This window comes from Salisaeta longa DSM 21114 (assembly GCF_000419585.1).
Lineage (GTDB): Bacteria > Bacteroidota > Rhodothermia > Rhodothermales > Salinibacteraceae > Salisaeta > Salisaeta longa.
In genome coordinates this window covers 17,092-42,014 of record NZ_ATTH01000001.1, presented here as the reverse complement: position 1 = coordinate 42,014, position 24,923 = coordinate 17,092, and the positions used below count along the sequence as shown (strand labels likewise).

Sequence of the window (24,923 nt, the reverse complement as noted above, 5' to 3'; positions counted from 1 at the left end):
ACGAACCGCCGGTGGTATCTGGCGCGAGGGCCTGCTCTAGCGCGCGCAGTCGCTCGCCGAACGTGGAGAAGTCGCCCTGCTGCAGGGCCTCGCGGGCCTCTTGCAGCAGCTGACGCGCCCGCTGAAGCTCCGCCGCCGATCGGTCGACGCGGCGCACCGGCGTAGCTTGCGTGGCATCGCCCTGTTGCGGGCCGTCGGACTCTACGCCCGGTGTGGGCAGGAGCTGCCCCTCGAACACGGCGTTGAGGGCCTGCTCCAGCGTGGGCTCCATGGCCACCTCCTCGCCGTACGACACAATCACGCGGCGCAGCTGCGGAATGCTGATGTTTTGCGCGATGAGAAAGATCGGCTCCACGTAGAGGAACGACTCCTCGATGGGCACCACAATCAGGTTGCCGCGCACCACCCGCGAGCCCCGCTGATCCCACAGCGACAGCTGCCGCGAAATGTCGGTGTTCTGGTCGATGCGCGACTCGACCTGGTTGGGGCCATAAATCAGCTTCTCCTTAGGGAGCTTGTACGCCACAAGCTCGCCGTAATTGGGCGGGTCGCTCTTGGCCGCCACCCAGGCAATCATGTTGTCGCGGTTGGCTGGCGTAAGCGGTGTCATCAAGAGAAACTGCAGGCGCTTCTCATCGGGCAAGCGCGTTAAGACGTAGTACGGCTCAATGACCTGCTGCTGCCCCGCGTACTGCTCCATCGGCCGCTCCCACAAGTCCTCGTTGTTGTAGAACACTTGCGGCGACATCATATGATACCGGTTGTACTTTTCGACCTGAATGGTGAACAGGTCTTCGGGATAGCGCACGTGGTCGCGAAGCGTGGGCGGCATGGCATCGATCGGCTCAAAGAGCGAGGGAAACGCCGCCTGGTACGCCTTCAGGATCGGGTCGTTGGGCCGGTTGACGTAGAACGATACGTCGCCGTTGTACGCGTCCACCACAATCTTCACCGCATTGCGGATGTACTTCGTCCCGCGAAAGCGTCCACTCTGCACGGGCTCGGCATAGGGGAACGACTGACTCGTGGTGTAGGCGTCGATGATCCAGTACTGCCGGTCGTCGCCCATCACAAAGTACGGATCGCTGTCGAGCCGCAGAAACGGCGCAATCTTTTGCACCCGCTCGGTGATCCGATTCCAAAACTGGATCCTCGAATCGCTGGTCAGGTAGTCCGACAGCAAAATGTTGTAGTCGCCAAGCTCGTAGGCAAAGAGCAGCTGCCGCCATCCGGACGCGAGCGAGACGCCGCCGGTGCCCTTGTAGGAGATGTAGACGTTGTCGTCGCCCTTGGGGTAGGCCAGTTCCTGTGCCGACGTACTGACGATGCGGTAGGTAGGCACGGCCTCGCCGTAGTAGATGGCCGGCTCCTTAACGGCAAAGCTGGAGTCGGTGGTTACGGGCGGCAGGTCTTTCACCAGGAACTCCGGCGACCCTTCGGTGCCCTCGCGCGCTACGAGGTTGGCTACGGCGCCGTAGCCGTGGGTAAACTGCAGGTGACGGTTGAACCATGTGTTGGCATTGCCCGGCAGCGTCTGCGTCAACTCGCGGGCCGCGAGCATGACCTGGCGGTAGTCGCCGTTCACCATGTAGCGGTCAACATCGACGTTGTAGAAGCGGTAGTACGGGCGAATCTGCTGCAGCTGAATGTACGTGTCGATGAGCAGCCGCGGGTCCCACAGGCGGATGTTGCGCAGCGTCGACTGGTTCGTTTCGATGTCTTGACGCGTCAGGTTGGTGCGCGCGGCGTACGAGCGTTCTTCAATGGTGTTGAGGCGGTAGGCCTCGCGCGTGTTGGCAATGTTGTATTCAATGTAGGGGCGCTCCACGTTCAGCTCGTTGGGCACCACGTACACCTGCTGGACGAGCGCGGGCGCCGCCACGAGGCCCGCGGCAAGGAGCACCACATAGCCGCCGATGCCCCACCCCAGGGTGAGCCACGCGGTTTGGTAGACGCTATAGCCCACCACGCCGATGAGCACCACCGTGGCCGCAACCATCATCCACAGGGCCGGCAGCGTGACATACACGTCGGTGTAGCTGGCGCCGTACACCGTGCCGCTGGCGTTGAGCAGCAGTTCGTAGCGATCGAGGTAGTACCCCCACGCCCATCCCACCAGCAGCAGCATGACGTTCCATCCCACGTGGCGCACCACGGCGGGGCGCAGCTTAAACTGCCCTTCCTCAATGCCGATGGTGCCCGTGAGCAAGTAGGCCGTTACCACGGCCATCAGCGCAAGCACGGCCAGGCCCACCCACGCGCTCTGCAAGATCTGGATGAACGGCAGCTCCAGCAGATAGAACGAGAGGTCAAGCCCATACAGCGGATCGGTTTGACCGTAGGGCGTGGCCTGCCAGTACCGCACGAGCGCATCCCACTGGCTCGAAAACCCGAGCGCAAAAAGCAGCCCGAGGCCGCCGGACATCAGATACCCCACGCGCCGCAAGCGGGCCTTGGTGAGCGGCTTGCCGCCCACGCGTGGCGCCTCGCCCTGCTGTGCCCATTGCGACGCCCACAGCGGGGGCATCGTGCGGATCACCCACGCCACGTTGATCCCAAAGTAGGCCGTGGCCACCACAAACATGCCCACAAATAGCCCCACCTTGAGCTGCAAAATGGTGCTGTAGACAGACGCAAACGTGAGCGCGTCCATCCACAAGTACTTTACGATGATGTTTGAGCCCACGAGAAGACCCGTGAGCATGAGCCCTACAACAGCCAAAAGGGCTTGTACGCCGCGGTTGGAAAGCCAGCCAGCCATAAAACATCCGTTCGGTAGAAGAAATCCGTCCGGCATGCCAATGCCATACCGTGCGTCAGGTTCAGAGCGCAGACCCAAAGGTTACGCCTAATCCGCCTGATCCGAGAGTTCTTTTGGGTCGTGCCACTCGGCGGTTGGCTCAACGTGCGGGGCCGGCTCGGGGCCGGGGTCGTCCCATCCTTGCGCGCGGGCCGTCATGAGCGGCTCGACGGTCATGTCACGGTCCACCACAATCTGACAGGCCAGCCGGAAGCTGCCGTGCTGCTTGATGTCGTGCAGCTTTTCGTGCTCGGCCTGGGTCATCACCTCGGGCTCGCCCGCTGCGAAGCGCACCCGGCACGTGGTGCACTGGGCGTGGCCGCCGCAGCGATGGCCAATGTCGATGTGTTCGGCCATCGCCCGTACGAGGCGCGTGCCATGTTCAACGTCGAAGGTACCAACATCCTTGATGGTCAGTGTGGGCATCGGCAAAAGGGGGCAGTGTGTGAACGAGTGTGTGCGTGCGGCCCACAACGATCGGGCGGTGCATGGGCGCTTGGGGCGGCAGGCCTGCTACGCCCCGCCGCCCGCGGCTACCGGGCCTGATCAGGATAAATGGGCTTTGTGCGTGAGTGGGCCTGGTCGAAGATGATGGACGTTTCTACGTTTTGCACCTCGGGGCGCGTGGTGAGCGCACTCAAGATAAAATCGCGCAGGTGTTCGGAGCCACGTACGGCCACGTGCAGCATGAAGTCCGTGCGGCCGCCCAGGTGATACACCGCAAGCACTTCGGGCCGGTCGTTAGCGGTCGAGCGGAAGCGGTCGACGGTGTACTGCGAGTGCTTGCTGAGCTGCACCGTTATCATCGCCTGCAGCTGAATGCCCACCGCCGCGGCATCCACCGTGGCGTGAAAGCCCGTCAGGACGCCGTTCTCGCGCAGCCGGCGCACGCGCTCTAAGCACGTCGACTCGGCCACGCCCACCTCCTCGGCCAGCGTCTTGTTCTGGATGCGCGCGTCGCGCTGCATGGCGCGGAGGATGGCGTAGTCGGTATCGTCAAGCAGAGCCATAGGCGAAATGGGGTGGAGGGCAGCGGCGAACAACACATGACTACAAAGTGCAGCGAAGTCCGGGGAAATGCAACCGCTTCCGCTAGCACAGCTGCTCGGCCGTGTACGCATTTCCCCCACACGGCCCTGGCGCGTGCCCTGACACGCGCATGTGGCATTTGTCCAAGGGCTTGTGCGGATCTTGCGGGCAACACCCGCCCCTCGCAGCGCCGAAGTTACATCCGCAATCCATTGTGGCCCCCATAACGCCATAGGCCCATGCTCCGCATTCTTCTTTCGATTCTCGCCAGCGGCATCCTATTCATCGGCGCCTCTCCCCCGCCGGCCGCACCTACGCCGTACACCATTCTGCCCGATCATAGCACGCTCACGATTGCCGGCACGTCGACCCTGCACGATTGGACATGCGACGTTCAGTCGTTTGAGGGCACGCTCCGCGCCGCCCCGGCCGATTCTTCCGCAGCGGCTGTTGCCGCCATCAGCGGCGGACAACTGCGCGTCCCGGTCGCGGCCATCGAGTGCGGCAAAGACCGCATGAACAACAACCTTCGCGACGCGCTGCGTGCCGAGGCCTACCCCACCATCTTTTATATGATCGAGAGCGCCGAACTGACGGCCCTCCCAGATTCTGCCGGGGCATGGTCAAGTGCGCAGGCGACCGGCACGCTTATCATTGGCGGCACACGGCACAAGCTGACGGTACCGGGCACGGTGCAGCGACAGCCCGACGGCCAGCTGCGCATTGTGGGCGACGTGTCCTTCAAGATGTCGACGTGGGGCGTTGAGCCGCCGAGCGTCATGCTGGGTACCATCACCACCGGCGACCGCGTGACGATCGGGTTCGACATCCTCGCGGCCCCGTCGCGCTAACCCGCCACCCGCTCCTTCTGTCCCTTTTTGGTGGATCCCATGAACCGTTTACGCGCCTGCTTACTGCTGCTGTTGGTCATCGCGGTCGAACCGACCGGGGCCCACGCACAGTCCTTCGAGCTGCTGGATGCCAGCCGCTTCTGGATTCGCGGCACGTCGTCGGTCAATACGTTCACCTGCCGGGCTCCCTACGTACGCGCCGCGGGCAGGCTGCCCCTGTCGCAGCCGGTACGCGCCCGCCCCGACAGCCTGCAGCCCCGCCTTGCGGTGCCGGTGCAGCGCTTCGACTGCGGCAACGACCGCATGACAAACGATCTGAAAGAGACGCTGAAGGCGCAGGCGCATCCCACGATTCGATTTCAACTGCAACGCGTGGAACGCGTCGTGCCGCCCGACACCACCGGCGGCTGGTACCGCCTGCACGTGCTGGGCACCCTTACCGTGGCAGGCACCGAGCGCCTGGTGCGCGTGTCGGCCCGCGGGCAACGCCTGGGGCCCGGAACGTATCGCGTCACCGGCTGCAAGCCGCTTCACATGACGTACTTCGGCATCACGCCACCAACCAAGTTCATGGGGCTGATTGAGGTGCACGATCGCATCCAGGTGCATTTCGACCTGGCCGTGCAGGTTGCTTCGGCAACGCCTGCGGTGGCCGCGGTGACGGCACCGGCCCCCACACCATCCTGTTCTTCAAACTAATCATTCCCCGAGGTTATCATGCAACAACGCAACCAACAGCATCCCCCACGCTTTTTTGCGCTGCTCATGGCCGCGCTCCTTTCCATCGGCGCGCTGACGGCCCCCAACGCCTACGCCCAAGAGCGGGCGGCGTGGAAGCAGGCCGACGATGCCCGCCAAGAACGCCTCAACACGCCCTCGTACGACGAAGGCGAGCGCCTCAAGATTGGCGTACAAGCCGTGGGCGTCATGCAGCTGCTCTCGCAAAGTAACGACGGTAACACCCTGCCCGACATTGAGGGCGGCTTTCAGAGCGCTGCCGGTAACCTCACGCTCGATGCCCGCATCACCGATGGCATTGACGTGTACGCCGAGCTCTACCTGAGCAGCCCCAACCATCAGGGCGACGTGTACGACCGCGAGGGCTACCTCTACATCGACTACCTTCCGGAGCTGTTTGGACCGGTCAATGGTCTGTTCAAATACGTCGACCTGAAGGCTGGCCACATGGAGCTCAACTTTGGCGACGAGCATTACTACCGCTCGGATGTCGCCCAGGTGATGGACAACCCGCTGATTGGCAACTACATCGTTGATCCCAACACGATTGGCGTGGGCGTTGAGCTGTACGGCTTTGCCGGTCCGGTGACGGCCATGATAGGCTACAACAGCGGCGCCACCACGGGCGACTTTACCGACGGCCACCGCAATGCCTGGCTGGGCAAGGTAGCCTTGGGACGCCTGGAGGGGCCGTACCGCCTGTCAGGATCGTTTTACCGGGTGAACCAATCGCGCAACGGCCCGGGCTACCCGCTGGGCGGTTCCTCGTCGAACCTGTTCGCCGGCAACTTCAGCGGCTCGCGCTACGCAGCCATCTGGGACGGCAGCGCGACGGCGGGTCAGCTTACGCTGGGCGGCGGACAAGATGTGACGGCGTATCAAATTGACGGCCGCGCCACACCGGCGGAGGGCTTTACGCTCTCGGGCGTGTACGGCTGGTTTCAGGACGACGACACGAACGGCTTTTTCGTGAACCCCGGCGCCGGGCGCACCGGCGACGACGGCAATCCGACCGATGAGTGGATGTACTACGGCGTGACGGCGCAGTACTACGTGGCCAAGCCGCTGTACGTGGCGGCCCGCTACAACGCCGCCGCGGCCCAAACACTTGGCGATGCTAGCGCCGAGGGCACCGTGCAACGCGTACAGGCCGGATTTGGCTTGTGGGTTGTCCCGAAACAGCTGCTGTTCAAGGTCGAATACGTCAACCAGTGGGCCAGCGACTTTGCACCGAATGCGGCGCGCCTTCGCAGCCTCGACCTCGCCACCGACCCGACGTTCTATGGCGTGGTGGCCGAGATTGCCGTAAACTTCTAACCCCCGGACTTCGCACGTATCGGTGGTTCAGGCGGCCTGTTGCATGAATGCAGCGGGCCGCTTGCTTGTGGGCCACTCGCGGAGTTAGCGCAATCCTTCGGGCGTCCAGCGGTGCTGCTCCAGGTCTACGCGGCCGTCGTCGGTGAATGTGACGCCCTCGCTGCGCAAGCACTCCTCCATGAACGTAGGCGACGGAAAGTGCCGCTTGCCCGTCAGGGCACCGTGGCGGTTTACCACGCGGTGGCACGGCAGCCCGCTATCTACCGCGGCCTTTAAGGCCCATCCCACCGTGCGGGCGGCGCTGCGCTGCCCGACGGCTTCTGCGATGTCGCCGTACGTAGCCACGCGGCCCGCGGGGATTTGGGCCACCACATCGTACACGCGATCAAAAAAGGAGGACGTAGCCATAACAGAAGAAACGGATGCTTAGGCCGTGTGTGAAAACGCCTCGCGGACCGCATCCGGTTGGACAGCCGCTGCTGCTGCGTTGTTCTGCATCGCTGTAGCCTCGTTACAGCTGCTTTGAGCGCCGTGCACCTACGGCTTCCACCCCGGGCGTGGGCGGATCACCCAAACCGCTCAAACTTGGCGTACATCGCATCAATCGCGTCCGCGTACTGCTCCTCAATGGCTGCGCGCTTCAGCTTCATCGTGGGCGTTAGGGTGCCTTCCTCCACCGTGAACGGGGTGGCCAGCAGGTGGTAGTTGCGGATTTTTTCGTGCGCCGCCGCGTCGTGGTTGAAGGCGTTGAAGGTTTCCTTGGCCAAGCGCTCAACCGCTGGATCGGTGAGCAGGGCCTCGTCGCTCACCGCCACTTCGGCGTCTTCCGCGTCGCGCACATGCATGCGCAGCGTCTCCAGATCTGGCACCACGAGGGCCGTGAGGAACGGCCGGTCCTCGCCAATCACCACGATCTGGTCGATCCAGCCCTTCGTCTTGAACTGGTCCTCGATGGGCCCCGGGTAGATATTTTTCCCGCCGCGCGACACGATCATGTGCTTGATGCGGTCGGTCACCATCAGGTAGCCGTCGTCGAAGCGCCCCACGTCGCCGGTGTGGTACCAGCCGTCCGAATCAAACGCGGCCCGCGTTTCCTCGGGGCGCTTCCAATACCCGCTCATCACGTTGGGGCCCTTCACCACAATCTCCCCTTCGGCCGTTGTGAGCGCCGAGGGGTAGTCGTCGCCATGCTGCGTGCCAATCAGCGCCTCGCTCTCCAGATCCATAATGCCCACCTCCACGCCCGGCAGCACGTGGCCCACGGTGCCGTAGCGCGGCTCCTCAAGCGGATTCACGGCCATCACCGGGGCAGTCTCCGTCAGGCCGTAGCCTTCAATGATGGTCACGCCCGCCGCCTGAAAGAACGTGCCAATCTCTTTCGGAAGGGCGGCCCCGCCCGACACCGCAAACTTGAGGTTGCCACCCAGCTTCTCATGGAGCTTCGAAAACACGAGCGTATGCGCCAGCTTGTACTGTGCCCGCAGCCACGCCCCCGGACGGCGCGCCGCGGCGTAGCGCTTGCCGATGCGCACGGCCCAGTCAAACACCGACTGCTGCAGGGCGCTGCCTTCCGATGCTTGCTTGGTCACGCGGTTGTACACCTTCTCGAACATGCGCGGCACCGAGATCATTACGGTGGGCTTTGTTTCGAGCAGGTTCTGCGATACCGCCTCAATGCTCTCCGCATAGCTGATGGTGCCGCCGGCCGAGAGCACCGCCGTGAATCCCGCCGTGCGCTCAAAGGCGTGGCAGAGCGGCAAAAACGACAGGTGGTGATCGTCATCGTTGAAGGGTACGCGCTGCAGGGCAGCCTTTACGTTCGAGCAAAAGTTGCGATGCGTGAGGATCACCCCTTTGGGCTCGCCCGTGGTGCCGCTTGTGTAAATGAGCGCGCTCGTGTCGTCGGGCGTCACGTCGCGGGCGCGCTGTTCCAACGCATCGGTGTGGGCCCGCCAGTACTCGGCCCCCGTGGCCCGCGCCTCCGCCCACGCCGTCATCCAGTCCGGCGGATCGTCCGGAAGCGCATCCATCACCACCACGCGCTTCAGGTCGGGACACGCCTCGAAGATGGATTCCACCTTTTTGCGCTGTACGGGCACCGACACAACCAGCGTCTCGGCCCCGGCATCTCGCAGGATGTACCCCACCTTGGCGGGCGGAAGCGACGTGTAAATGGACACGTTCACGCCGCCTAGAATTTGCGTCGCCAGGTCTGTGATGGCCCACTCGGGGCGATTTTCGGACAGCAGCGCCACGCGATCGCCCGGCATAACGCCTTCTGAAGCCAAGTAGCCCGCCACCGCATGCACTTCGTCCTGCAAGCGCTCCCACGGAATGTTCACCCAGGTGTCGTTGGCCTTATGCCGCAGGGCCGTGTGCTGCGCGCCGTCGTAATGATCGGCGAGGCGGGTGAACAACTGCGGGATCGTGTTGAAGGCGACCTGGGCGGGCATTGACGTTGCATACTTGGAGCGGAGGACGAACCACCACGCGCCAACCGTTTAAGGAATGCCCTGTTTCCAGAGTGTTACGGACGTGTAGCGACGCCTCCGTACATGCACGCGTTCTGCCCGGCCGTACCAACGATCGACCCAACGATTCGACGAAGAAGGGGCACCATGCAAAAAGCGCCTGAGCCTTAACGGCCCAAGCGCTTCGATTGGCGTTTCGTTGTGCGGTGCCCAAGAGAGGATTCGAACCTCCACGGGCGCAATGCCCACTGGCTCCTGAAGCCAGCGCGTCTACCAGTTCCGCCACTTGGGCGTGGATAGCACCGGCTGCGGCGCACGAGGCGTCACAGCGCGCTATCAAAGACGCAGCGCGCGCTTCGGTTCCTTGCAAATTGTGTCAAGGATGCGTGGGAGGCCTTCAGATCGCTGCGCCCCCGATGGCTAGCAACGAAAACCTTGGCGTCTGACCTTTCGCATTTCTCCCCTATTGTTACGATACTGTTAACTCGCCCATAGGAACGCCCCTCCTGATCCCCATGACTCGACACGGACTGACCGAACGGCTCCGCAAAGAATTGGCGTTTACCGACGAAGACCTCGCCCTGAATCGACAGGGCAAGCTCTCGGACGCCCAGAGAAGCACCCTGGAAGGACAACGCAGCCGGCAGTCCAAGCAATTGCTTTATTTCAGCCTGGCGGTCGGTGTTGCAGGGATCGTTGGGCTATTTTATGAGCCCATGCTTGGCATCATCGCGCTGATGGCCGCGGCGGGCGCTTTTGGGTTGCGGGCACTCGGCGCGTACGGGCACCAACGGCAAGCCATCAGCCGCGAGGGCGCGTGCACGATCATTAGCGGTCCTGTCGCGCTCCATCGCACGTCCAGGGCTGGAGATACAGGGCCTGCTTTTGAGTATCATGTGTGGCTCAACGTACAGGCCACCGAACGACCCGATGGGCGTACGGTAACAGCCGCCGAACAAGTGAAGACGGTGCCGAAATCCGTTTGGGACGCCTTTGTGGACGGTGCCACGTACCGCGCCTATCTCTGCCACGAGTTTCTAGTGGCCGCCGAGTGCTTGGCCCCTCCACAAACGGACTGAGCCGCTGGAAAGACACGGCGCTTCGCTCTGCCATTCCGCAGACGACGCCCGAGACGGACTGCTGCTGCATTTCCTGGCACTATCGGGGCGCTCGTACAACTGCCCCGCATGCCTTGCAACATCGAAGTCCGTCCCGGGCGCATCCACACGTCAGCGTTTCGCACCGGACTTAGCCCAGCGTGTCGTGCACGGTTTGCCCAATGAGCGCCGGGTTTTTCACCACCGTAGCGCCCGCGGCTTCGAGCGCCGCAAACTTGGCTTCGGCCGTTCCGCTGCCGCCCGATACAATGGCGCCCGCGTGGCCCATGCGGCGGCCGGGAGGTGCCGTTTGTCCGGCGATGAAGCCAAAGACCGGCTTGCTCATGTGCTCCTTGATGTAGGTGGCCGCTTCTTCCTCAGCCGATCCGCCAATCTCGCCAATGAGCACCACGCCCTCGGTATCGTCGTCGGCCTCAAACAGCTTCAGCGCGTCCACGAAGCGCGTGCCAATGATGGGATCGCCGCCGATGCCTACGGCCGTGCTTTGGCCAAACCCGGCGCGCGTCAGCTGATCAACCGCCTCGTAGGTAAGCGTGCCCGAGCGCGAGATCACGCCAATGGGCCCCGGCTCAAAGATCATCGCCGGCATGATGCCGACCTTGCATTCACCCGGCGTAATGAGCCCCGGGCAGTTGGGGCCAATCAGGTGAGCGCCCATCTTTTGCACGTAGTGATAGGTGGGCTTCATGTCCTTCACCGGAATGCCCTCGGTGATGCAGATGATTACCTCAATGCCGGCTTCGGCGGCTTCCTGCACCGCATCGGCAGCAAACGGCGGGGGCACGAAGATAATGGAGGTGTTTGCGCCTTCCTGCGCCACCGCTTCCGCTACCGTGTTAAACACGGGCCGATCGAGGTGGGTGGTGCCGCCTTTACCCGGCGTAACGCCCGCCACCACGTTGGTGCCGTACTCAATCATTTGCTCGGCGTGGAAGCTGCCTTCCTGGCCGGTAATGCCCTGCACTACCAGGCGCGTGTCGTTGTCGACGAGAATGCTCATGCGTAGATGAAGTCGTTGATGATAAGGGTGTGATCTATGCTGCGTTGGCACGCTCAAGGTGCGCGCCGACCTGCAGTAGGGTGGCTTCGTCGAAGGGACGCCCCAACAATTGGAGTCCGACCGGCAGATGCGGCGGCGTTGGGTGCGCCCCAATGGGCAGCGCAAGGCCCGGTACGCCGGCCAGATTGGCGGCGACGGTGTAACGGTCGCTGCGATACATCGCCAGGGGGTCGTCGGCTGCCTGCTTTCGGAACGCCGTACCTGGCGTGACGGGCGCAAGCAGCACATCGACCGTATCAAAGACGCGGTCAAAGTCGTTTCGGATGAGGCGCCGTACGCGCTGCGCTTTGTCGTAGTAGGCTTTGTAGGCCCCGGTCGAAAGGGTGTACGTGCCCACCATGATGCGCCGTTTTACTTCGTCGCCAAACCCTTCGGTGCGCGTTTGACGGTAGAGGTGCTCCAGCGCATCGGCATCGGCGGGCGGGGCGGTGTTGGTGCGATGGCCATAGCGCACGCCGTCGTACCGGGCCAGGTTGCTCGACGCCTCGGCGGTGGCCAGCACGTAGTACGTGGGCACCGTGTACGCGGTATGCGGCAGCGACACGTGCGTCACGGTGGCGCCGGCGTCTTGCAGCGCCTCCACCTGCGCCTGGATCATGCGTTCGATGTCGGCATCGAGCGCATCATCGAAATACTCCTGGGGGAGACCCACCGCGAGGCCGTCGATGGGCTGAGAGCAAGCGGCGCTGTAGTCGGGGCATGGCACGGAAGCCGTTGTGGCATCGTGCCCGTCGCGGCCCGCGAGGCACCCCAGCAGGGTCGCTGCATCCTGCACGCTGTGCGTAAGCGGCCCGATGGTGTCGAGCGACGAGGCGTAGGCCACGAGTCCGTAGCGGCTGACGCGGCCGTAGGTGGGTTTTAGGCCCACCGCGCCACAAAACGCCGCCGGTTGCCGGACCGACCCGCCGGTGTCGGAGCCCAACGCGGCGTGACACAAACCGGCCGCAACGGCCGCTGCCGAGCCGCCCGAGGAGCCGCCGGGCACGTAGTCGGCTTGTTGCGGATGGGCCACGGGGCCAAAATAGGAGGTTTCGTTGGTCGACCCCATCCCAAAGGCATCGCAGTTCGTTTTGCCAATGAAGATGGCGCCGGCTTCGCGCAGCCGCGCAATGACCGTAGCGTCGTAGGAGGACGTGAAGTCGGCCAGCATTTTCGAGCCGCAGGTGAGCTGCTGCCCGCGAATGCTGATGGTGTCTTTAACGCCCAGCACGAGGCCGTCGAGGGGGCGTTCGTTACCGCGCTGGCGCTGGCTGTCGAGGTAGCGCGCGTGGTTGAGCGCGCCGTCGCGGTCGACGCTCAAGAAGGCGTTCAGGTCGTCGTTGCGGGCATCAATCCGCTCCAAAAAAGAAGAGACCAGCGCTTCGCAACTGGTCTCTCCATGCACCAGGGCCTGGCGGGCCGCGGCAAATGTTTTATATTTCATACCTACAACGGGCCTTCAGAAAAGCGTCGTAGCAGAAACAGGACGCACGGGGCTCACTCGCTCCCCGACGTACGCGATGGATCGTCGGCGCGGGCCGGCTCGGGCGCCGGCTCCGGACGTGACGCGTCCGACGTTTGCGGCTGCGTGGCGCCTTGGGGGGCCTGCGGCTTGTCGATGCGCCGCCGCTGATCCTCCGCATTCAGCTCGCGCGATATCTCGTTGGTGGCATCCTTGAACTCGCGGATGCCCTTGCCCAGCCCGCGCGCAATTTCCGGAATCCGGTTGGCGCCAAAGATGAGCAGCACGACTAGAAAAATAAGAATTAGCTCGCCAAATCCAAAGCTCCCGAGCATAGCATGACCTCGTAATTAAAGACTGCTGCCGATGGCAACGCGCATGTGCCAAGGTACGCGACCGGGCAGACCATCGCCAGGAAAAATACAACGAAATTGAGCGGCCTACGGGCGCTCTGTTCTGCCGCTATCCCGAACGACACCTGCACCCTGCGGTTCCTTTTGCCAGGCTGCGGCTGGGCCAAGGGCTACTGCACCACCGACAGGCGATCGGTCGCTGTGTAGGTGGGCGTCTCGGCACGCAGGAAGTACGTGCCGCTTGCAAGCTGCTGTGCATTGAACGTGAGGGCGTAGGTGCCGGGCGCATGCTTCTTATCCACGAGCGTCGCCACGCGCCGTCCCATCACGCTCCACACGGTGATGGTGAGCGGAGTTGCACGCCTCACGCGGTACTGGATGGTGGTGCGCGTAGCAAAGGGATTGGGCGCGTTGCCCAACAGCTCCATCGGCGCCATCTGGGCATTCTTGGCCAACTGCGACTCGGCCGGCGCCCCCACGCCGACTTTAAGCACCCCCGACGTTTGGGCGGCCTGCCCCGACAGGCGCTGCCGAATCCGGTAGTACACGACGCCCGCGCTGGGCGGGTCGTCGTAGAACACGAAACGGGCGGAAGACCCGACCCGCACGTCGTCGGGCGGGCGCTGTGCGATCACGTTGAAGGCTTGGCCGCGGGGCGACCGCTCAATCACAAAGGCGTCGATGCCCGCGGCCGTCGTTTGCCATTGCAGGCGCACCCGGCCGTCGGTGACGGCCGCCCGCAGGTTTCGAATGGACGGCGGCACGGGCAACGCAACAGGTGTCTCCGATACGCCGTCCGGCAGCGACGTGACACCGCGCAAGGGACGGCGTGCTGTGGATGCGGTATCGCGGCGCCACCGGGCGGCGGCAATCATGGCGGGGGTAGGGGCTTGCGACCACAGGCGGAGCGCGGCCACCGTGCCCACAAACGCCGCCCGCTGCGCTTCGGGGCGTCCGCCTAGTGCCAGCGCGCCCCGAGCCACCGGCCCCATCGGCTGCCGTAACGAGTCGACCGGTTGCCCGTCAAGCCACAGCGTAAGCTGCTCTGAGGCATCGGCGTACGCGAAGGCAACGTGATGCCACTGCCCATCGGCCACGGGCGCTTTCGTAAGGGCCACGTGATGGCGCGCGCCGCGGCTGAAGTAGTACCGCAACCGTCCGGCGCGGTCGATAACCACCTCCAGCGGATACCGCTGCCCCTCGACGCCCGTCCAGCGCGAGAGCACCACGGCATCACGAGCGAGGGTACGGATCCAAAACGCGCCACCAAACGAAGCGCGTCCCTCCCCCGAACGCCGCGCGTCCTGCAGCGGCAGCGCCACCGGCTGCGCGGCCTCATCCGAAAAGACCAGGGCCGGATGGGCTGTACCACGCGACGCCCGCGGCTGCGCATGCAGCCGGATGCGTTGCGCGGCCACCGTCCGCCCGCGCTGCCACCCGTTCGCGGTGCGGTCGAGCGTGGCCACCGACCACCGCGTGGCCCCCGGCTGCCGGCCGGTGCGCACGCGAACCACGAGCTGGTAGGGGCCCCGAAGCCTGGCGCGCGCTTCGAGGCGGTACGCGCCGTCCGCTTGCCCTGGTACGACGCGCACAGCGGCGGGCGTCGTGCCAAAGCGCAGAAGCGCCACGCGCTGCAGCTCCCAATCCGCCGGAAGCTGCACCTGCACGGCAAGCGTGGAGTGCTGCAGGTCGATCGACGCAAACAGTTGGGTGACGGCCTGCACCGGGCGCTGCACCGATGGCGCACCGCCTACTTGCGCCACCACACGGGCGCTGCAGGCACTCCACACGAGCGCCAGCAGAGCCAGTCCGAGGCCGATACGTTGTCGCGCGTTGTGCATGGACGGGGGCGGGCCGCCGGGGGAGGATCACCGATACGTCACAGCAGCCATGTATCATGCAAGACTACACGCGGTAAGCATACTGTTCGTAACCATCAATCACAAACGTCCCCTTGGTTTATGACGACCCACGAAGCCACAATCACCTCCATCCACCCCATCACGCCCCACGTCAAGCAGTTCATCTTGGAGGTGCCCGGCCACACCTTCGACTTCCAGCCGGGCCAACACACGCAAATCCGGATCGAACAGCCGGACGAGGACGCGCCCGTGCTGCGCCCCTACACGCCCGTCACGCTTCCTGGAACCTCGTCTATTGCGCTCACCATTAAGCGCTACCCCGACGGCACCGTATCCTCGTGGATGGACACCCGCAGGATTGGCGACACCGTAACCATCACGGATCTATCCGGAAACCTGTACTTGCGGGAGCCCGCCCGCGATGCGGTGTTTTTCTCCACCGGCACGGGCATCACCCCCATGATGGCGCTGCTAAAGCATTACCTGAACGAAGGCACCGGCAACGCCCTGTTTGTACACGGCGAGCGCACCCAGGACGACCTGATCTATCGCGAGACGCTCGACCACCTGTCCACCGACTACGCATCCCTTTCCGTCGACTTCGTGCTGTCGGATGAGGAGTGGAGCGGCCGGACGGGCTTCGTGCAGGAGCACCTGAACGACTGGAGCGATGCCCTCGACAGCGCAGACATCTACGTGTGCGGCGTGCCCGAGATGGTGGTCCAAACCACCGACGCGCTTGCCGAACGCGGCATCCCCGAGGACCGGATCATCACGGAAGGGTGGGAAGCCGGCGCCACCGAATAGCCGCTGTCTGAAGACTCTTTTCGGATATTGTGCTCGGCGGGCCCGTGGTGCCATCAGTCATGTGTCTAACGCATCGCGGGCCACCGATTCGGGAAGCGACTTTTTGCTGTCAACCCTTAGTTCTTGCAGCATTTCTACCTGTCGCGTGAGGTTTCCTCTTCCATCCACCAATCGATTGCGCACCGTTTGGTAGCTCTCCTGGACTTGGTCGATGCGCTTGCCCACATCCTCGAGTGCCTCCGCAAACAAAACGAACTTGTCGTAGAGTTTTCCACCTCGTTCTGCAATCTTTTGCGCGTTGCGGCTCTGATGTTCATGTCGCCAGATGTTTGCAATGGTAGCCAGTGTAGCCTGCAGCGTCGTCGGACTTACGATAATGACGTGCTTGTCGAAGGCATCCTGGTAAAGTTGCTCGTCGTGCTGCAAGGCCAGTGCAAACGCCGGTTCAATAGGCATAAACAGCAGGACAAAGTCGGGGCTACGGTCGTCGTATAAGCGATCGTATGGCTTTCCACTTAACGTCTGCACGTGGTTGCGCACCGATTCAATATGCTGCTGGAGATGCTTTTCGGAGGTTTGTTCTCCGTCTTCCTCGGCGCCCGCGCGCTCCCCGTCGCCTTTTGCCGAGACGTAGCGCCGGTAGGCGGTAATGGAAACCTTGGCGTCGACGACCACGAACCGGTCGTTTGGGAGCTTAACCACCACATCGGGCCGCAGCCTCCTCCCATCCACCGTTTCGCTAACTTGCGTTTCGTACTCCCGGCCCTTGGTAAGCCCCGATTCTTCGAGGATGCGCTCCAGGATCATCTCACCCCAGTCGCCCTGCGTTTTGGATTGCCCTTCGAGCGCCGTTGCTAAGTCGCTCGCGCGCTGGCTCATCTCCTGGTTGAGCTTGGTCAGCGTATGAATCTCCGTTTTGAGCGCGCTGCGGCCTTCTAGATTTTTCTCGTACGTCTCCTGCACCACCTCCCGAAAATCCTTCATCTTTTTGTTAAGAGGCTTCAGCAACGTATTAATATTTTTCTCGTTGCGCGCAATGAAGGTTTCGCTCTTCTTTTCCAAAATGTCGTTCGCTAGGTTCTCAAACTGCTCCCGCAGCCGTTCTTGTTGCGCTTCGAGCGAACTTTCCTGCGTTTTCAGCTGCTGCTCCAGTTCTTCGTTTGCACTTCGCAGTTCGCCCCTTTCTTCAGAGAGCTCGTTTACACGCTCCTCCAACGTGTTTCGCTCGTCCACGAGCTTCTCAATACGCTGTTCGTACGTTTCTCGCTGCTGCTGTAGGTGCCTTTCGTGCTGGGCCGCCTGATTGTCGATTTGATCACGCAGGGCCTTGCGTGCCGACTCCGCCTTTGCGGTTTGCTGAGCAGCGTATAAGTAGGCAACCACACCTCCCAACAGCAGACCAACACTAGCAGATAAAACGTACATCATGATAGAATGGAGTGATACGAATAAATTGATAAGCAATACGCAACGTACAGGATAATCCCCGCAATCTCAATACCCAATAGTGCAGTGCTGCTTGCCGGATGCGCAGATTGTTGTTGTAGCAGACACGCTACTTCATGTAGAGCTTCGCCTTCTCGGTGAGTACGTAGCGGCCCTCCAGCGGGTCGTCGAGGTCGAGGTAGTCCTCGGTGAGGAGCCAGCGCAGCAGCTCATCGGTACGGTGCGCGGCGGGTAGGTCGTCCCAAGCCGTACGGGGCCGGTCGTCGGCCACGTAGCGAAGCATCTGCTGCAGGGCCGACTCGTCGCTAGGCCGCACGGCCTCGGGGCGGTGGCGCCCCAAGCACACGTCGCACTGGCCGCAGCGCTCGCTATGGGCCTCGCCAAAGTACGTAAGCAAAAAGTGACGGCGGCAGGTGACGGCGGTGGCGTAGCGCTGCATGTAGCGCAGCCGCGCCTCGGCACGTTTGCGGGCAGCGCGCACCGTTGCATCGTCTACCGGCCACTGTTGCGCGCGCGGCGCGAGGAGCTGGATTTGCCCGGCCGTGCTGGGGCGGTTCCACCGCAGCAGCCCGCGTTCGGCCAAAAAGTCGAGGCCGTTCATCACGCGGGCCCGCGAGAGGGACGAACGCCGTACCAGCCGCCGCACATCCAGCGGCCACCAGTCCCGGAACGCATCCGCGTGCACGGTGCGCAAGAGCGTGTACACAAACGACCGCACCACCTCGCTCGACGACTGATCCGCGAACTGCCGCAGGGCGCGCGGCGTCTGCAAAAACCGAACGCGCCCGGTGTGCTTCCGGATGGGCAGCCGCTTCCAGGCTTCCTGCCGCTCCAAAAGCTCCATCGCCGTGCGAATCTTGCCCGGCGCAAACGATGTGACGCGCTGCATCGCTTCCATCGAGATGGGCACCGGGTCGTCGGGCATGGTGCCAACGGGAATCTGTCCGATGCTGCACGCCGCATCGTACACGCGGCGCGTCTCGCTGGCGGTGGGATGCGAGGATTCAATCAGCGCCTCCTGCGTCTCTACGTCGTTTGGATGGTACAACAGCACGGCGTGGGCGCGCTCCCCATCGCGGCCCGCGCGGCCTGCCTCCTGATAGTACGACTCCACCGATGACGGCATTTCGACGTGGATCACCGAGCGCACGTCGGGCTTGTCGATGCCCATGCCAAAAGCGTTGGTGGCGACCACCACCCGCGTCTCGTTGCTGATCCACCGGTGCTGCACGGCACCCCGCTGCCGCGCCGAGAGTCCGGCGTGGTACGGCTCGGCGCTGATGCCCTCGTGCTGCAACCACTGCGCCCACTCCTCCACCGAGCGCCGCGTGTTGCCGTAGATGAGGCTGGTGCCCGGCACGCCATTGAGCACCGCACGCACGCGGCGGCGCTTGTTGGCGTCCTGAAAGACCGTCCACGTGAGGTTGGGCCGGTCGAACCCGTGCACCACCGCCCGCGCATCACGCAGCTGTAGCTGCTCTATCACGTCGCGGCGCACATCGGGCGTGGCCGTGGCGGTCACGGCCAGTACGGGCGGGGTGCCCATCGCGTCGCGCGCGTCGCCAATCTGTCGGTACGCCGGGCGAAAATGATGCCCCCACTCGCTCACGCAGTGGGCCTCGTCCACCGCCAGCAGGCTGATGTTGAGGTAATCGAGGCGCGCGCTAAACAGGCGCGTGTCGAGCCGCTCCGGGGCCACGTACAACAAATCGTAGCGGCCGTGCTCGCTGTCGGTGAGGCGCTGCTCCACCTCGCGGTACCCCAGCGTGCTGTCGAGGTACGCCGCCGCAATGCCGCGGTCCTGCAGCTGCTCCACCTGGTCGTGCATCAGGGCAATGAGCGGCGAGATAACCAGCACCAGCCCCTCGCTCATCAGCGCGGGCACCTGGTAGCAAATGGACTTTCCGCCGCCGGTGGGCAGTACGCCCAGCACGTCGTGTCCCTGAAAAAGTGCCCCCAAAATGGCCTTTTGTCCCGGGCGAAAGGTGTCGTATCCCCAATGCTGCTGGAGCACCTCGCGGGCCGCGTGGAGGGTGTGCGCGTGCATGGATACCTGTTGGGAGTTCACGATTGGAACGGTTGCCGGCACGTGCCTTACACGTCGACGCTTCTTTCATGTGCCCACCGCTGCCCATGCCCGCCCCGCGCGTCTCCATCATCATCGTCACCTGGAACGGCCTCGATCTGCTCCAGCAATGCCTCCCCTCGGTGGTGGCCACCACGTATCCCAATGTGGAAATTATCCTGGCCGACAACGCCTCCGCCGACGGCTCCATTCCCTGGGTGCGCACCGCCTTTCCCGACGTTCGCATCGTGCAGCACCCCGACAATTGGCTCTTTGCCCGCGGCAACAACGCGGCCGTGCAGCGCGCCACCGGGCGCTACCTGCTGTTTCTGAACAACGACGTAGAAGTGCCGCCCGGCTGGCTCGATCCGCTGGTCGAGGCGATGGAGGCGCAGCCCACCCTGGGCGCGGTGCAACCCAAGCTGCTGCAGTACGACCGGCGCGACCGCTTCGAGTATGCGGGGGCGGCGGGCGGCTTCATCGATCGCCTGGGCTATCCGTTCACCCGCGGCCGCGTGTTCGACACCATGGAGCCCGATCGCGGGCAGTACGACACCCCGCGCGATGTCTTTTGGGCCACGGGGGCCGCGTGCATGGTGCGCCGCGCGGCCTTCGACGCGGTGGGACGGTTCGACGAGCGCTTCGAGATGCACATGGAAGAAATTGACCTGTGCTGGCGCCTGTGGCGGGCCGGATACCGCGTGCGCGCCCTTCCATCCAGCACGGTGTACCACATCGGCGGTGCCTCGCTGCCCCAGGGCACGCCGCGGAAGATCTACTACAACTTCCGCAACAGCCTGCTCATGCTCTACAAAAACCTGCCCCCGGCCCGGTGGGCCCGCGTGTTTCCGCAGCGCGTCGCCCTCGACGGCATCGCCGCCGCCCGCATGCTCCTGCAGGGCGAAGCCGCCGGCGCCCGCGCGGTGGTGCGGGCCTACCGCGACGCGCACCGCCTCCGCTCCTACTACACGCCGCCCCGCCGCTCGGCCGTGCGCATGCCCTACCGCCGCCTCATCGCCGCCGACTATTTTCTACGCGGCCTCCGAACGTTCGACGCGCTCCCCCGCCGCCACTTCACGTCCATCCGCGCCGCGGCGTAGCTGCACCACCGCCGCAACGCCCACAAGCACCAGCAGCATGCCCGCTACGGCAAGCGGCTTGGGCACCTCGCCGAAGAGTCCGTACGCCAGCAGCGAAGCCCCTACCGGCTCCAGCAAGGCAAGCATCGCCACCAGCGCCGCCGGAACGGCCTTCACGGCATAGTTGAAGGCCCCGTGCCCAATGATCTGCGGCCCCAGCGCCAGCGCAATGCCCATGGCATACGGCCATGCCGAATAGCCCAGGAGCGGAACGTCGTTGCTCCACGCCAGCCCCACCGTAACCGCCGCGGCTACAGTGTACAGCGGCGTGACGTAAGCCAACCAGTCCACCCGCTGCCGCACCACCCGTCCAATGAGCAAGTAGACGCTCACCAGCAGGGCCGCCCCCAGCGCCAGCCCGTTGCCCCACAGGGTTCCACCGGGGCCCGCGCCCGCATCGGCCCATCCAATGCAGGCCGCTCCGGCAACCGCCACCACGATGGCCCCCAGCGTCGCCCACCGCAGCCGCTCCCCGAGCACCACGTAGCCGAGACCCGCCAAAAAGATGGGGCTCGTGGTTACCAGTACCGAGGCGCTCGCCACCGAGGTGTACTGCAGCGACTCGATCCAGGCGACAAAGTGAAGCCCAAGGAGGGCGCCCGCTGCCCCGATGAACACCCACTCGCGGCCGCTGAGGGCACGCATCGTCCCCTGCCGCTGCGCGCGAATCCACCACGGCCACAGCACGACGGCCGCGGTTACGGTGCGCCACGTGGCCAGCGCGAGCCCCGGGACGTCGCCCGCCCATCGCACAAAAATGGGCGCCCAGATGAAGCTCAGAACGCCCGCTGCCAACGCGCCATAGAGAACCGGTTTGCTGTCCATCAGGAAGCATTGTTGGTGAGAAAAACGGAACGGCCTGTACCGGATGCGCAACACCTGCGTTTCTGCACCGGCCCGTTTGTCCACCGTCTCTTGCGCACGAAAACACACTGACGGAAGCGCAACCGCAGTTTTGACAGGCAAGCCGCTATTCCTTACAATAAAAGTCCACGCTCACCTTAACGTCGCTTTACTAATTTCCTTGATCTGCTGCACATAATGAACGATCTATCGTGGGGAGACATCACATGGGACATATTTCGCTACACTGCAGATCGGCATTCCGTTGCCGTGGGCCTGCTCCTGGTAGGGCTCCCTTACGTTTTTAGACCGGCGACAGCAACGACCGGGGCTCTTGTGGGATGGCTAGGCGGCATCGCTGGCCTCGTGTTGCTCGCGCTGGCTGCCGCAGCCTGTGCCTTCGCCGCCCACCAAGCCCGTCAGGAGACGATAGACGATAAGCGGCTGCGGCTTCTGGTGCACGTTCACGGCTTCGATGCACCCAAAGAGCCTGCACGGCGGCTGCATGCGGTGTACACGGCCCACACGTCCGCGGTTTGGACGTGGAGCGTGGCGCTTGCGCTCGTCATTGGGGCCGGCTTGTACAACCTGTTGCCGGTGCTTCCGCTTACGTCGCCTCTTGATTTGTTAGAACGGACGACCGTTACAGGGATCGTTTCCCTGGTTTTGCTTGCCGCCCCGCTGCCGGGCGCCGTTATTCTGGGCTACCTGTGGAACGAGCAGCCGTCCAGCGCAAAGACGGACGCGTTTCATCCGGCATCGTGAAAAGGTCGGCGTCGCGAGCGAGTGACGCACATTACGACGACTTCGATTCGTCGCGAAGCGTGGTGAGGTCAATGCTGGGCAGCTCCTCCGTTGGCGCAAAGCGGGCGTCCAACTTCTCCTGGACCAACGCTGCAAAAGCGGCCTCGTGCGAGGCGGGAACGAACCAGTCAAGACGCTGCCACTGGTCGTTGCTATCGACGTAGAAGAAACGGTAGTAGGTACGTCCGTCGCGGGTCGTTTGCACGTAGTCGCGGATCTGGCTCCAGGCCACGCTGCGTTCTGGCGCCGAAAGCTCAGGGATGAGGCCGTAGGCCGAGACGATGCGGGTGCGGGCAATCCAGGTCGCAGCCCACCAGCACAGGCCCCCCACCGGATAGCCCAGCACCACGTAGCGCGGCGGGGCCCCGCCCTGACTCACCTGATAGGCCACCCCAACGCCCACAAGCAGCAAAAAGAGCGTGGGCCCCAGCGGAATGCACGTTACCGGGCCGCAGGTCCACGTCATCAGGGGCCGGCGCACCCGCAGGCGGCGCACCACGGCAACGCTCAGCGTGAGCGACGTAGCCGTCACGAAGGCACCAATGAGCCCTATGTGGAGCCATGCAAGCATTGACGACGTCATCGGCCCATGAGCGTGGCGGACAGTTGTCGGAGAGAAAAGCGCTTGCAGGATGCGTAGGCGTCGCTACGCAGCGGCTTCTTCTGGCGTCCAGTAGCGTACCAAGAGCATCTCTGCAACCAAGCATAGCAACGCCAGGAGCAAAAACACGTTCCAGATTTCGGTGCCGGTTTGGCTGGCGCGCAGGGCGCTGGTTACAGTTGCGGCCTGCAGGTTCTCCGGGGCAACCACCTGCACCGATTGTCCGAACACAGCCGACAGGTGCTGCGCGATGCTGTCGGGGGCGAGGGCGCGCAGGTTCGACTCCTCGGGCGCGAGATTGACGGCCACGCGCTGCACAAGCGAATCGGCGGTGCGCACGTCGTACCAGCCGGTGGTATGCAGGTTAGCGCCCACGCTCAGGACGGTGGCCCCGAAGGCGCGGCGCTGCGACGGACGCCACTCGCGGCCCGCGGGTCCTACGAGCCGCACGACGGCATCGGGCGGTACGCCCGGCAGCCGGAGCTCGCCCGTGCGCCCTGCAATGAGTGCGGGCGATGCGGCGCGCCCCCCCGACGACAAGTAAAACACCGACCGGTAGAGCAGCGGCACAAACAGCCCGCGCAGGGGCAGGTCCGTCCAACGCGGCGCGGGTGCAGCGGCCATAAAAAGCGCGCGCCCCGTGCCGTGGCGCATATCGGTAAGCAAGGGATAGCCGTTGGACAGCGTGATGAGCGCCTGCTGCTGCCCGCCGCCAAACCGCATGTTGAGCAGGTAGTACAGCGCCGGCGACTCGACCCGCACGCCGCCGCGCCGCGAAGCAAACACGCCCTCAAACAGCGGATGCTTAAGCGCCACGTTCGCAAACGACGCCACCGACGCGCGTCCGCCCAGTGCCCCGCTGAAGCCCACCACGCGCCCCTGGCCTAAGGCCTGCAGCAGCGCGGTGTAGTCGGCCGGTTGGGCCTGCGCGTTGGGAAAGAACAGCAAGCCGCCGCCGTTACGCACGTACCGCGCCAGCGCCTGCACCTCGCCGCTCGACAGATCGCGCGGGCCAACGAGCACCACGGCGTCGTAGCGCCCCAGCGCCGTGGCCGAGAGGGCGCTCTCTGCAATGGTGGTGGTACGAAAGCCAATCCGTTCGTTGGTGAGGGGCCGCGCCAGGGCCAGCGATACATAGCGCATCGCATCGGTGCCTTGCCCGCGCACCAGCAGCACGCGGCGCATGCGCGGCACGTGCAGCGTAAAGAACCGCTCGTTATCGGCCGTAAACGGATCCGCGTCGATGGCGATGCGACCGCGCAGCCAGCCGCGCCGGCTGGGCGTTGCCGTAAAGGTTACGGTGGTCGAGTCGTTAGGCGGCAGCGTAGCGGTTGCTTGCGCCACGCGGGCGTCGGCGAGGTACGCACTGGCGACCACGTCGCGCACCGTCTGCGGGCCATGGTTCATCAGCGTCGCCTCGATGGTGACGGGCTGCCCGCGCTCGATGATGCGGCTGACGATGCGCACGCCGGTGACGGCGACGTTGGCCGTGGCGGCGGAGGGCAGCGGAAGCAGCACCGGCTGGACGCCGGCGGGCCACGGCTGTTGGAGCGAGTCGCCCAGTTGCGTTGCTTGCCCATCGCTGATGCCATACACGACGCGGCGCGGCAGCGGGGCATCGGTTAGCGCGCGGGCCGCGGTGGTCATGCGCTCGGCCAGCGACGCGGCGCCCGCCAAAGGCTCCAAACGCTCCAGCCCCGCACGCACGCGGTCCAGGCTCGCCGTGCGCCCAATGGCGGTTGCCTCGGTCGCAGCCGTCGGCTGCAGCGCCACGACGTCGTCGGTGGTGGCCGCCCCCAGCACGCCGTTTGCCGCCGCCCGCGCTTGGTCGAGCAGCGTCCCGCCGGTGGGCGCCGTACGCCCCATCGACATTGAGTTGTCGACGACCAGGGCATGCGCCGTGCGGGCCGTGGGCGCCGCCGTGCCCATCCACGCACGTTCCACCGTGGGCCGGGCAAACGCCAGCACCAGGCACGCAATGGCCAGCATGCGCAACGCGAGCAAGATCCACCGCTTTACGCGAACGCGCTGCACGGCGGTCTCCTTAAGCGCCTCCACAAAGGCCAACGAGCTGAAGTCGACGCGCTGGGGTTTGCGCAGGTTGAGCAGGTGCAGCACCAGCGGAACGCCCACGGCGGCCAGCGCCAACAACGCCAGCGGATTGAGGAACGTCACGAG

The 24,923-nt window shown here is 64.4% G+C and carries 20 protein-coding genes, 1 tRNA gene and 1 pseudogene; 7 read left to right on the top strand and 15 right to left on the bottom strand.

All coding sequences use genetic code 11. The features are described 5' to 3' along the window. Window positions 1-7: 7 nt before the first annotated feature. The 3 genes and pseudogenes from SALLO_RS14160 to SALLO_RS0100190 form a co-directional block, all read right to left on the bottom strand. Window positions 8-2,761, bottom strand: a pseudogene (locus tag SALLO_RS14160) (UPF0182 family membrane protein); the annotation flags it as partial. An 87-nt stretch (window positions 2,762-2,848) separates the two neighbouring features. Further along, on the bottom strand, window positions 2,849-3,226 hold the full coding sequence (locus SALLO_RS14155; protein ID WP_022834320.1) for a 2Fe-2S iron-sulfur cluster-binding protein: 378 nt from the start codon (window positions 3,224-3,226) through the stop codon (window positions 2,849-2,851). A 107-nt stretch (window positions 3,227-3,333) separates the two neighbouring features. Next, complete coding sequence (locus SALLO_RS0100190) at window positions 3,334-3,810, bottom strand: Lrp/AsnC family transcriptional regulator (protein ID WP_022834319.1); 477 nt, start codon at window positions 3,808-3,810, stop codon at window positions 3,334-3,336. A 258-nt stretch (window positions 3,811-4,068) separates the two neighbouring features. On the opposite strand from SALLO_RS0100190, the gene SALLO_RS0100185 reads away from it, so the two are divergent. From SALLO_RS0100185 to SALLO_RS0100175, 3 genes are read left to right on the top strand one after another with little or no spacing between them, the layout of a single operon-like run. Beyond that, window positions 4,069-4,680 (top strand): YceI family protein, encoded by a 612-nt coding sequence (locus SALLO_RS0100185; protein WP_022834318.1) that lies wholly within the window; start codon window positions 4,069-4,071, stop codon window positions 4,678-4,680. Between the two features lie 39 nt (window positions 4,681-4,719). Further along, window positions 4,720-5,379: a YceI family protein gene (locus SALLO_RS14150; protein WP_084696070.1), complete on the top strand. Its 660-nt coding sequence runs from the start codon at window positions 4,720-4,722 to the stop codon at window positions 5,377-5,379. Between the two features lie 18 nt (window positions 5,380-5,397). Beyond that, on the top strand, window positions 5,398-6,735 hold the full coding sequence (locus tag SALLO_RS0100175; protein WP_022834316.1) for a hypothetical protein: 1,338 nt from the start codon (window positions 5,398-5,400) through the stop codon (window positions 6,733-6,735). An 84-nt stretch (window positions 6,736-6,819) separates the two neighbouring features. Here SALLO_RS0100175 and SALLO_RS0100170 read toward each other — a convergent pair whose 3' ends face one another. From SALLO_RS0100170 to SALLO_RS0100160, 3 genes are all read right to left on the bottom strand, one after another. After that, window positions 6,820-7,143, bottom strand: a complete 324-nt coding sequence (locus SALLO_RS0100170; RefSeq protein WP_022834315.1) for an MGMT family protein — start codon at window positions 7,141-7,143, stop codon at window positions 6,820-6,822. A 158-nt stretch (window positions 7,144-7,301) separates the two neighbouring features. Then, window positions 7,302-9,188 carry an AMP-dependent synthetase/ligase gene (locus SALLO_RS0100165; RefSeq protein ID WP_022834314.1) on the bottom strand — a complete coding sequence of 629 codons (1,887 nt, stop codon included), beginning with the start codon at window positions 9,186-9,188 and terminating at the stop codon, window positions 7,302-7,304. A 225-nt stretch (window positions 9,189-9,413) separates the two neighbouring features. Further along, window positions 9,414-9,498: transfer RNA gene (locus SALLO_RS0100160), tRNA-Leu, on the bottom strand. A gap of 223 nt (window positions 9,499-9,721) precedes the next feature. Here SALLO_RS0100160 and SALLO_RS0100155 point away from each other — a divergent pair. After that, window positions 9,722-10,285 carry a hypothetical protein gene (locus tag SALLO_RS0100155; RefSeq protein WP_022834313.1) on the top strand — a complete coding sequence of 188 codons (564 nt, stop codon included), beginning with the start codon at window positions 9,722-9,724 and terminating at the stop codon, window positions 10,283-10,285. Between the two features lie 169 nt (window positions 10,286-10,454). On the opposite strand, the gene sucD is transcribed toward SALLO_RS0100155, so the two are convergent. The 4 genes from sucD to SALLO_RS0100135 all read right to left on the bottom strand — a co-directional run bounded on the left by sucD (window position 10,455) and on the right by SALLO_RS0100135 (window position 15,019). Continuing rightward, the gene (gene sucD / locus SALLO_RS0100150; protein ID WP_022834312.1) at window positions 10,455-11,324 is read right to left on the bottom strand and encodes a succinate--CoA ligase subunit alpha; all 870 of its coding nucleotides are present in this window, start codon (window positions 11,322-11,324) and stop codon (window positions 10,455-10,457) included. 34 nt (window positions 11,325-11,358) lie between these two features. Continuing rightward, window positions 11,359-12,807: an Asp-tRNA(Asn)/Glu-tRNA(Gln) amidotransferase subunit GatA gene (gene gatA / locus SALLO_RS0100145; protein ID WP_022834311.1), complete on the bottom strand. Its 1,449-nt coding sequence runs from the start codon at window positions 12,805-12,807 to the stop codon at window positions 11,359-11,361. 53 nt (window positions 12,808-12,860) lie between these two features. Then, window positions 12,861-13,160: a Sec-independent protein translocase subunit TatA/TatB gene (locus SALLO_RS0100140; RefSeq protein ID WP_022834310.1), complete on the bottom strand. Its 300-nt coding sequence runs from the start codon at window positions 13,158-13,160 to the stop codon at window positions 12,861-12,863. Between the two features lie 188 nt (window positions 13,161-13,348). Beyond that, complete coding sequence (locus SALLO_RS0100135) at window positions 13,349-15,019, bottom strand: LamG-like jellyroll fold domain-containing protein (protein ID WP_040605691.1); 1,671 nt, start codon at window positions 15,017-15,019, stop codon at window positions 13,349-13,351. Between the two features lie 120 nt (window positions 15,020-15,139). Here SALLO_RS0100135 and SALLO_RS0100130 point away from each other — a divergent pair, with 120 nt between their 5' ends. After that, window positions 15,140-15,847, top strand: a complete 708-nt coding sequence (locus tag SALLO_RS0100130; RefSeq protein ID WP_022834308.1) for a ferredoxin--NADP reductase — start codon at window positions 15,140-15,142, stop codon at window positions 15,845-15,847. A gap of 57 nt (window positions 15,848-15,904) precedes the next feature. On the opposite strand, the gene rmuC is transcribed toward SALLO_RS0100130, so the two are convergent. Together rmuC and SALLO_RS0100120 are read right to left on the bottom strand one after the other, a co-directional pair. After that, window positions 15,905-17,311 (bottom strand): DNA recombination protein RmuC, encoded by a 1,407-nt coding sequence (rmuC, locus tag SALLO_RS0100125; RefSeq protein ID WP_157621096.1) that lies wholly within the window; start codon window positions 17,309-17,311, stop codon window positions 15,905-15,907. 91 nt (window positions 17,312-17,402) lie between these two features. After that, window positions 17,403-19,361 carry a RecQ family ATP-dependent DNA helicase gene (locus SALLO_RS0100120; protein WP_228702747.1) on the bottom strand — a complete coding sequence of 653 codons (1,959 nt, stop codon included), beginning with the start codon at window positions 19,359-19,361 and terminating at the stop codon, window positions 17,403-17,405. 65 nt (window positions 19,362-19,426) lie between these two features. On the opposite strand from SALLO_RS0100120, the gene SALLO_RS0100115 reads away from it, so the two are divergent. Then, window positions 19,427-20,458 (top strand): glycosyltransferase family 2 protein, encoded by a 1,032-nt coding sequence (locus SALLO_RS0100115; RefSeq protein WP_022834305.1) that lies wholly within the window; start codon window positions 19,427-19,429, stop codon window positions 20,456-20,458. Here SALLO_RS0100115 and SALLO_RS14145 read toward each other — a convergent pair. Beyond that, a complete protein-coding gene (locus tag SALLO_RS14145; protein ID WP_022834304.1) occupies window positions 20,390-21,322 on the bottom strand; it encodes a DMT family transporter in 933 nt (310 codons plus the stop codon). The genes SALLO_RS0100115 and SALLO_RS14145 overlap by 69 nt on opposite strands. Before the next feature lie 354 nt (window positions 21,323-21,676). On the opposite strand from SALLO_RS14145, the gene SALLO_RS0100105 reads away from it, so the two are divergent. Further along, the gene (locus tag SALLO_RS0100105) at window positions 21,677-22,105 is read left to right on the top strand and encodes a hypothetical protein (protein ID WP_028566725.1); all 429 of its coding nucleotides are present in this window, start codon (window positions 21,677-21,679) and stop codon (window positions 22,103-22,105) included. A gap of 31 nt (window positions 22,106-22,136) precedes the next feature. Here the strand turns inward: SALLO_RS0100105 and SALLO_RS0100100 are convergent, their stop codons facing one another. Together SALLO_RS0100100 and SALLO_RS14140 are read right to left on the bottom strand one after the other, a co-directional pair. Then, a complete protein-coding gene (locus SALLO_RS0100100; protein ID WP_040605690.1) occupies window positions 22,137-22,715 on the bottom strand; it encodes a hypothetical protein in 579 nt (192 codons plus the stop codon). Between the two features lie 75 nt (window positions 22,716-22,790). Beyond that, on the bottom strand, window positions 22,791-24,920 hold the full coding sequence (locus SALLO_RS14140; protein WP_051141226.1) for a vWA domain-containing protein: 2,130 nt from the start codon (window positions 24,918-24,920) through the stop codon (window positions 22,791-22,793). Window positions 24,921-24,923 lie beyond the last annotated feature (3 nt).